Genomic DNA, 6,893 nt, shown 5'->3' with positions numbered 1-6,893 from the left:
CCGGCGGTGATGCGGAGGCGACCGGCGGGCTTGTCGCGGTAAGCGTTGAGCTGGGCCAACTCCGTGTCGATTTCCTCGAAGCGCGGTGAAATCACCCGCAGCAGCTGCTCTCCGGCCTCGGTGGGCGAAACACTGCGCGTGGTCCGGGCAAGCAGGCGCACACCCAGGCGCTCTTCGAGCTGACGCATCGATCGGCTCAGGGCAGGCTGGGACATGCCCAGCTGGGCGGCAGCACGGGTAAAACTGCGCTCCCGCGCCACCAGAACGAACATGGCCAGCTGGTCGTAATTCTCTACGCTCATTGATGCGCACCGGATATAAGCGATATCCGATTATGCCTCTGCAAGAATGTGTTTGGGGGGCGTAGATTGGCGTCATGACAAAGCCAACCGCCAATCACGGTCGCCGGGCAGTCGTTGCCGCCCTGGCCTCGCTGCCGCTGGGATGCTCCGCCGCGGCGCCGCAGGAGGGCGCGGCCGCGGGTCGATCAAACGCACGGACGCTGGTTGCCTGGTTTTCGCGCTCGGGCAACACCCGGGTCGTTGCCGGCCTCATTCATCGCAGCATGCCCAGCGACCTGTTCGAGATACAGCCTGCCGTGGACTACCCGGCGGACTACCTGGAAACGGTGGCAAAGGCGCGGCAGGAGCGCGACGACGGGGTAGAACCGGCGCTGCGTGCCCGCATTGCCGGCATGGATCGCTATGACACCGTCTACCTGGGTTTCCCCATCTGGGGCGAGACCGCGCCGCCGATCATTCGGTCGCTGTTGTCGCAGCACGACATGAGGGGCAAGACGATCGTGCCGTTCATCACGCACGGTGGCTTCGGCGTGGGCAACAGCCTGCGCGTCGTCGCCAGCCACGCACCCAACGCACGCATCCTGGATGCCTTCGTAATGCAGGCCGACCAGGAACGCAAAACCATGGAGAGCGTCAACGCCTGGTTGGCCACTCCGCACACCGCCCGATGAGGATTCGACCATGAAGACCCGTACCCTTGGACAAGGCCTTGAAGTTTCCGCCCTCGGCCTGGGCTGCATGGGCATGAGCGCGGCGTATGGCCCGGCCGCAGACAAGCAGGACATGATTGCGTTGATCCGCGCGGCGGTGGAGCGCGGCATCACCCACTTCGACACCGCTGAAGCCTACGGCCCTTTTGCCAACGAAGAACTGGTGGGCGAGGCATTGGCGCCTGTTCGCGACCGGGTGGTGATCGCCACCAAGTTCGGGTTTGATATCGACCCCGTAACCGGTGCCCGCGGCACAGGTACCAACAGCCAGCCCGCCCACATCCGGGCCGCCGTCGAAGCCAGCCTGAAGCGACTTCGCACCGAGCGTATCGACCTGCTTTACCAGCATCGCGTTGACCCGGCGGTGCCCATCGAGGAGGTTGCCGACGCGGTGAAGGACCTCATTGCAGAGGGCAAGGTTGCGCATTTTGGTCTGTCCGAGGCGGGTGTGCCGACAATCCGCAAGGCGCATGCGGTGCAGCCGCTGACGGCTGTGCAGAGTGAGTACTCGCTGTTCTGGCGTGAACCGGAGCAGGCGCTTCTTCCGCTGCTTGAAGAGCTGAGCATTGGCTTCGTACCGTTCAGCCCGCTGGGCGCAGGGTTCCTGACCGGAAAGATCGACCAGAACACGCAGTTCGATGCAACGGATTTTCGTAATGCGGTGCCGCGCTTCTCCGCTGAAGCACGCCGGGCGAACATGGCCTTGGTCGAAGTGGTGAAGGCGATGGCGGCAGAGAAGGGTGCCACGCCTGCCCAGGTGGCCCTGGCCTGGCTGCTGGCCCAGCGGTCGTGGATCGCGCCTATCCCCGGCACGACCAAGCTTCATCGGCTGGATGAGAATCTGGGTGCGGTGGATCTGGTACTGGATGCGGCCGACCTGGCGCGTATCGATGCGGATGTGGCCCGGATCAGTATCAGCGGTGCGCGCCTGCCGGAAGCTGCCTTGAAGATGACCGGCAAGTGAGTGAGGGCTGGCCGGGTTGACAGGATCGGTGGCTGTTCGATTCTGGCCGAAAGCAGACACACCGGCGCCACACAATGCGACCAAGGGTGCTAGAGCCCGCTCTCGACCCCGCCACCCAAAGCGGACACCACGGGCGACGACTCAGCGCCAACTCGTCGGCAATCCGCGTGATTCATCGGCGGCTTCTGTGGCTTGGTCGCAAACGGGTTGCCGCGCCCCCGCGCGGGTGGCAACTTGCAGCGGCGATCACGTCGACCTGGAGCCCCGCATGACCCCCGTTGCCCTGTATTCGCCCGATCCGGCCCGCGGCTGGCTGCCTTGGGCCTGGCTGACGCCGATGCTGATGATCCTCTTCAACGCGGTACCGGTGATCGTGCTGGACGGATGGATGCAGTCGCAGCATTGGTCGACGCCGCGCGGCGATCCGATCGGCCTCGCTGGCTTGAATGCGCTGCTGTGGATTGGCTTCGCGCCGACGCTGGCGGCCGTGCTCGCCTGGGTACGCTTCGTCGAAGGGCGCTCGCTGGCGAGTATCGGGCTGACCGGTCCGTCGCCACTGAAAACCTTCCTGCACGGACTGGCCGTTGGATTCTGCACGATCGCGCTGGTCGTAGCCGCGATCTGGATGGCTGGCGGCATGCAGGCGGCGGACTTGGGGCCGGCCTGGCGGTCGCCCGTCAGTCTGCTGCACATCGGTCTGCTGCTATTGGGTTTCATTTTCCAGGCGAGCGTGGAGGAAGCCATCTTCCGCGGCTGGATGCTGTCGGTGGTGGCGCGCAAGACTAATGTCACGGTGGCAGTGCTGCTGGTGTCGCTCGTTTTCTGCTTCCTGCATTTCAGTCCGCACCAGCCGCCCTTGGTTACGCTTGGTTCGTTCCTGTTCTCGCTGTTCGCCTGCGCCTGGGTGCTGCGGACCGGCAATATCTGGGGCGTGATGGGCTGGCACGCGGGGTGGAACTGGTTGCTCGCGACCGGCTTCGAATTACCCGTCACCGGCATGGATTCGCACTTGCCGGCGCTACTGGTGGCGCTGCGGCCGTATGGTCCCGACGCCCTGACCGGTGGCGCGGAAGGACCGGAAGGCAGTTACCTGTGCAGCGTCTTCCTCGTCGCCGCGATCGCGTGGATCCAGTGGCGAAAGATGCGCGGAGCACAGAACTTCTCGCCGACCAGCAGTTGACGCAAGCTCATGCGGAAGCAGCGGGTGCTCGCTTTGCAATTTGCTACTGGTGCGGATTCCGCTCCAGATATTCAGCCAACTAGAGGCAGCTTAGGTTGGGGATGCGAGTGCCACTACCGGCTGGAACCGAGACCGCCTTCGCGACGACTGCTTCTGGCCGGAAGCGGCCATCCCAATCAGTACCCCCATCCAATTCGTGCCCACTTCACAGGCAACTCATAGCCACTTCATGCGCCGCAGGCAGGCTGGGCCACGTGTCGTGTGGAGGACAACCGATGATGGTCGTATATGGCGTGCTGCTCATGAGTGCGCTGGCCCTTGGGCTCGCGATAACCGGGCTGCTAGCCGTCTACCGTAGTTCAAAACCACTGTTTGTGGCGGCGATCATTTTCCTGGTGGGCGGCCCTCTGGCGGGGTACGTCGCTGTTACGAATGCCTCAATGCTTCAGGATGTGCCTCGTGCACTAGGGGTGGACAGCATCCTCCATGACGGACGAATCACGTGGTCCCTGGCGGACGCTGGCGTACGTGTTTACGCGTTGCCACCTGACGCCATTGCCAATATCACTGCGGGTGGGGAGGTTTACCTGAACTCGCTTCCCCCAAACAGGAGCAAGTGGCTGGAGGGTTGGCGGGGCGACTACTCCCAGCACGGTGGCTGGAGGCGGACGCCCATGGCACCGGGCCGGCACTGGCAGTTGAATGCGGAAGCCGGCACTTTCCTGGTGCCGGACTATTTCACACAGAGAGACTGGCGCATGGTGCGGCACCATGAAGACGTGGCGCGCCAGATCGAGGCAGCGGTCAACCGTCCTGGAAGCTTCTACGCAGTCGGCAGGGCTGGCACGCTGATCATCAGCCCTGCAGTCCGGAAGGTGTTCTATATCCACACGCCTTACGCCGGCTGAGCACGTGGGCCAGAAGCAGCTCGTTTTGGGGCACCCAGGTATCCAGCGCCTGTCTGCACGCGAAATCAGTCAGTCGCTGTGCGGTAGTCCTGTGTCGCCCCGCAGATGGCCGATGAGTCCGTTGCGACAGTTGGTTAGACGCAGTGAACCAACCACCGCATATCAACAGAAACAAGCGATTTCCCATGTTCTTCATGAGCGCGCATGGTGTTCACCGGAGCGTAGAAACTCCCAGAGAGATAACGTTGGTACTCCTGCGTCGGGAGGGTGGCTAATACAACACCCTCACGGGGGAATACGCCCGCCGGCCTCTCTGCGGTTTCTAACCTCCCGACACCCTCGCCATCCCGGCGAGGGCGATTCCTATCAGGAGGTGCATCATGCGAACACCATGGGCTGACACACCCTTCTTCGAGCCGCCCAAGCGCAAACCCTACGCCCGCCCAGCCCCAAGCTGCAAAGTGGGTGCACAGCTGTACCCCATCCGCGAGGAGCGCGGCAGCGTAGAGGTGATTCCATACGTACGTCTGCGCGGCCGCTGGCTGGACAAGCTGGGCTTCGACGTAGGCTCACGTCTCAAGATCGAAGCGGAGCATGGCCGTATCACGCTCACGGTGATCGAGCGACCGGTGCCGGTGCCGGTGAAGATTCCCAGGAAGTTGCAGCGGCTTGCACGGGAAGCGGCCCGTGCGTCGGCGTCCACTGATGGAGAGCAGGCATGAACCGGTGCGTGCTGATGCAGGTCGAGGTGGACGCCGGGTTGCGCGCTCGTTTTCAGGCGGCGGCAGCGCGCGAGCATCGTGCCGCTGACCAGGTGCTGGGCCGGCTGATGCGGGAGTACGTGGCGGGCGAGTGCGGTCCGGTGGCTGTCGACGACAGGAACCTGGAGGAGTGGGTGCAGCACCAGCACGGATGGCGGTGCAGTCCGTTTGGCGGGGATTGAAGATCGCGCTGGCGGTGTGTCTGGGTCGGGCGCCTGGGTGATGGGGCGCCCGATGGGTGCGTCAGCCACGCATGGCGTGGCTCTACCGGGGGATGTCTCTCAGGAATACGGCCAATGTGGCGATGTTGGCCACCACACACAGGGCGAAGACCCATTGAAACGCGGTCTTGCGGTGCTTGTGACGGAACACCGACTGACCCAGCAATGCGCCGGGCCAGCCGCCGGCGAAGGACAGCAGTTGCAGGGTGCGCTCGGGTGTTCGCCATTTGCCCAGACGGGCGGCGCGTTTGTCATGTCCGTACAGGCCGAACGCGACCACGCTGGTGAGCGCATACCAGGCGCCCAGCCATAGCGGCAACACGCCAGTGACCGTCATCGCGATCAGCGCGCCTGCTGCGGCCAGCGCCAGGTAGCGGCGCGCGTGCTTCACAGTGCCTGCAGGAACTCGCCCACGGCCGGCCCGAACCGTGCGAAATCCACCAGGAACGCATCATGCCCCTGCGGCGAATCCAGGCCGATGAAGTGCGCGTCGGCGCCCCCGGCCCGCAGGCCGTCGGCGATCTGCTGTTGCTGCTGCACCGGGAACAGAATGTCGGTGTTGGCGCCGATCGCCAGCGCCTTGTCCACCTGGATCTTCGCCAGCCCGGCCAGCACGTCGCCGTCGGCGTATTCGGCCAGGTCGAACCAGTCCATCGAGCGGCTCAGGTACAGGTAGCAGTTGGGGTCGAAGAAGCGCACGAAGCGGCGTGCGTGGCCTTCCAGGTAACTTTCCACCTGGAACTCCAGGCCGAACGGGTCGTCGTCGGCCTGGTCCGAATCCAGCCGCACGCGGCCGAACCGGCCGTCCCATTCCAGCGCCGAGCGGTAGGTGATCACGCCCAGCTTGCGCGCCATGCGCATGCCCGATTCGGGATAGCTGTCTTCGCTGTACCGGCCGGCGTCCCACTTGGGATCCAGCCGGATCGCTTCGCGCTGCAGCGAGCGGATCGCGATCGAGAACGGCAACGCCTGCGCGCTGCCGGAAATGTTGATGTGGCTGCGCGCGATGCCCGGGTGCAGCAACAGCAGCGCCAGCGCGGTCATGCCGCCCATCGAGTTGCCGATCACGCAGGCCAGCTGCGCCACGCCAAGCGCGCGCACCACCTCGACGGCGGCGCGGGCGCCGTCTTCGATGGACAGCTCCGGGAACTGCAGCCGGTACAGTTCGCCGGTGGCCGGGTTGATCGTGGCCGGGCCGGTGGACCCCTTGCAACTGCCCAGTGAGTTCACGCAGATCACGAACCAGCGGTCGGTGTCGATTGCCTTGCCCGGGCCGAGCATGCCTTCCCACCAACCGGCGGCCGGGTTGTTGGCGTTGGCGGCGGCGTGCGCGTCGGGCGACAGGCCGGTGACGATGAGCACCGCGTTGCTGGCCTGCGCGTCCAGCGTGCCCCAGGTTTCATAGGCCACATGCGCGTCCAGCAGCTGGCCACCGCGCTTGAACGGGAAGGGCGAGGGCAGGGCGTGGTACCGCGTACCGGGCGGGATGAATTCAGTCATGCGCGCATTTTAGCCGGGTCCGGTCAACGTGCCGTGCCAGTGGCGGCACGCTGCATCGTTCCAGCCCGGCTCATGGTCCGCCGATCAGCAGGGGCACCGGTTCGGCATGCGGCAGCGGCACGCGTACCGCGGGCGAATCGACGTCGCCCTCCTGCCGGTTGGCCTGGCCGGAGGCAGACAACCGCGCGAACACCTCCACCTCGTTGAGCGCCGACAACGGTTGGGTCGGCATCGGGCTGTCGGCGTCGTCCAGCGTGACCCGCAGCGGCAGGTCGGCCAGCCGGTGTTTTTCCACGGCCACCGGCATCGGCGGGCCGCCGGGAATGCGGGCGATCACGAAGATGCTG

9 protein-coding genes and 1 pseudogene are annotated in these 6,893 nt (G+C 65.1%); 6 read left to right on the top strand and 4 right to left on the bottom strand.

Annotation, left to right across the window (positions count from 1 at the left end; all coding sequences use genetic code 11):
• The coding region (locus DBR34_RS23835) for a LysR family transcriptional regulator (protein WP_258224092.1) at positions 1-302 on the bottom strand (302 nt) is incomplete at its 3' end.
• A gap of 74 nt (positions 303-376) precedes the next feature.
• On the opposite strand from DBR34_RS23835, the gene DBR34_RS17770 reads away from it, so the two are divergent.
• The 6 genes from DBR34_RS17770 to DBR34_RS17745 all read left to right on the top strand — a co-directional run bounded on the left by DBR34_RS17770 (position 377) and on the right by DBR34_RS17745 (position 5,007).
• Positions 377-973, top strand: a complete 597-nt coding sequence (locus DBR34_RS17770) for a flavodoxin (protein ID WP_128097763.1) — start codon at positions 377-379, stop codon at positions 971-973.
• A 10-nt stretch (positions 974-983) separates the two neighbouring features.
• The gene (locus DBR34_RS17765; RefSeq protein ID WP_128097762.1) at positions 984-1,976 is read left to right on the top strand and encodes an aldo/keto reductase; all 993 of its coding nucleotides are present in this window, start codon (positions 984-986) and stop codon (positions 1,974-1,976) included.
• A 268-nt stretch (positions 1,977-2,244) separates the two neighbouring features.
• Positions 2,245-3,156, top strand: coding sequence for a type II CAAX endopeptidase family protein (locus DBR34_RS17760; protein ID WP_128097761.1), 912 nt, complete (start codon positions 2,245-2,247; stop codon positions 3,154-3,156).
• A 275-nt stretch (positions 3,157-3,431) separates the two neighbouring features.
• Positions 3,432-4,064: a hypothetical protein gene (locus tag DBR34_RS17755; protein WP_128097760.1), complete on the top strand. Its 633-nt coding sequence runs from the start codon at positions 3,432-3,434 to the stop codon at positions 4,062-4,064.
• A gap of 461 nt (positions 4,065-4,525) precedes the next feature.
• Positions 4,526-4,786 carry a SymE family type I addiction module toxin gene (locus DBR34_RS17750; protein ID WP_181394063.1) on the top strand — a complete coding sequence of 87 codons (261 nt, stop codon included), beginning with the start codon at positions 4,526-4,528 and terminating at the stop codon, positions 4,784-4,786.
• A complete protein-coding gene (locus DBR34_RS17745) occupies positions 4,783-5,007 on the top strand; it encodes a hypothetical protein (protein ID WP_128097758.1) in 225 nt (74 codons plus the stop codon). The genes DBR34_RS17750 and DBR34_RS17745 overlap by 4 nt, the downstream gene beginning before the upstream one ends.
• Before the next feature lie 82 nt (positions 5,008-5,089).
• Here DBR34_RS17745 and DBR34_RS17740 read toward each other — a convergent pair whose 3' ends face one another.
• The 3 genes and pseudogenes from DBR34_RS17740 to DBR34_RS23830 form a co-directional block, all read right to left on the bottom strand.
• Positions 5,090-5,383: a DUF1294 domain-containing protein gene (locus DBR34_RS17740; protein WP_128097769.1), complete on the bottom strand. Its 294-nt coding sequence runs from the start codon at positions 5,381-5,383 to the stop codon at positions 5,090-5,092.
• Positions 5,384-5,433: 50 nt separating this feature from the next.
• Positions 5,434-6,546, bottom strand: a complete 1,113-nt coding sequence (locus DBR34_RS17735) for a homoserine O-acetyltransferase (RefSeq protein WP_128097757.1) — start codon at positions 6,544-6,546, stop codon at positions 5,434-5,436.
• 70 nt (positions 6,547-6,616) lie between these two features.
• A pseudogene (locus DBR34_RS23830) lies at positions 6,617-6,893 on the bottom strand (cytochrome C biogenesis protein); the annotation flags it as partial.

It is taken from the genome of Stenotrophomonas sp. HMWF003 (assembly GCF_003061285.1).
GTDB lineage: Bacteria > Pseudomonadota > Gammaproteobacteria > Xanthomonadales > Xanthomonadaceae > Stenotrophomonas > Stenotrophomonas maltophilia_AP.
The sequence above is the reverse complement of the archived record's forward strand: the minus strand, read 5'-3'. Positions and strand labels throughout refer to the sequence as shown.

Coding starts and splice junctions, on each gene's coding strand:
- DBR34_RS17740 (WP_128097769.1), bottom strand. CDS start 5,383: ATGACGGTCACTGGCGTGTTGCCGCTATGGCTGGGCGCCTGGTATGCG.
- DBR34_RS17735 (WP_128097757.1), bottom strand. CDS start 6,546: ATGACTGAATTCATCCCGCCCGGTACGCGGTACCACGCCCTGCCCTCG.
- DBR34_RS17755 (WP_128097760.1), top strand. CDS start 3,432: ATGATGGTCGTATATGGCGTGCTGCTCATGAGTGCGCTGGCCCTTGGG.
- DBR34_RS17760 (WP_128097761.1), top strand. CDS start 2,245: ATGACCCCCGTTGCCCTGTATTCGCCCGATCCGGCCCGCGGCTGGCTG.
- DBR34_RS17745 (WP_128097758.1), top strand. CDS start 4,783: ATGAACCGGTGCGTGCTGATGCAGGTCGAGGTGGACGCCGGGTTGCGC.
- DBR34_RS17765 (WP_128097762.1), top strand. CDS start 984: ATGAAGACCCGTACCCTTGGACAAGGCCTTGAAGTTTCCGCCCTCGGC.
- DBR34_RS17770 (WP_128097763.1), top strand. CDS start 377: ATGACAAAGCCAACCGCCAATCACGGTCGCCGGGCAGTCGTTGCCGCC.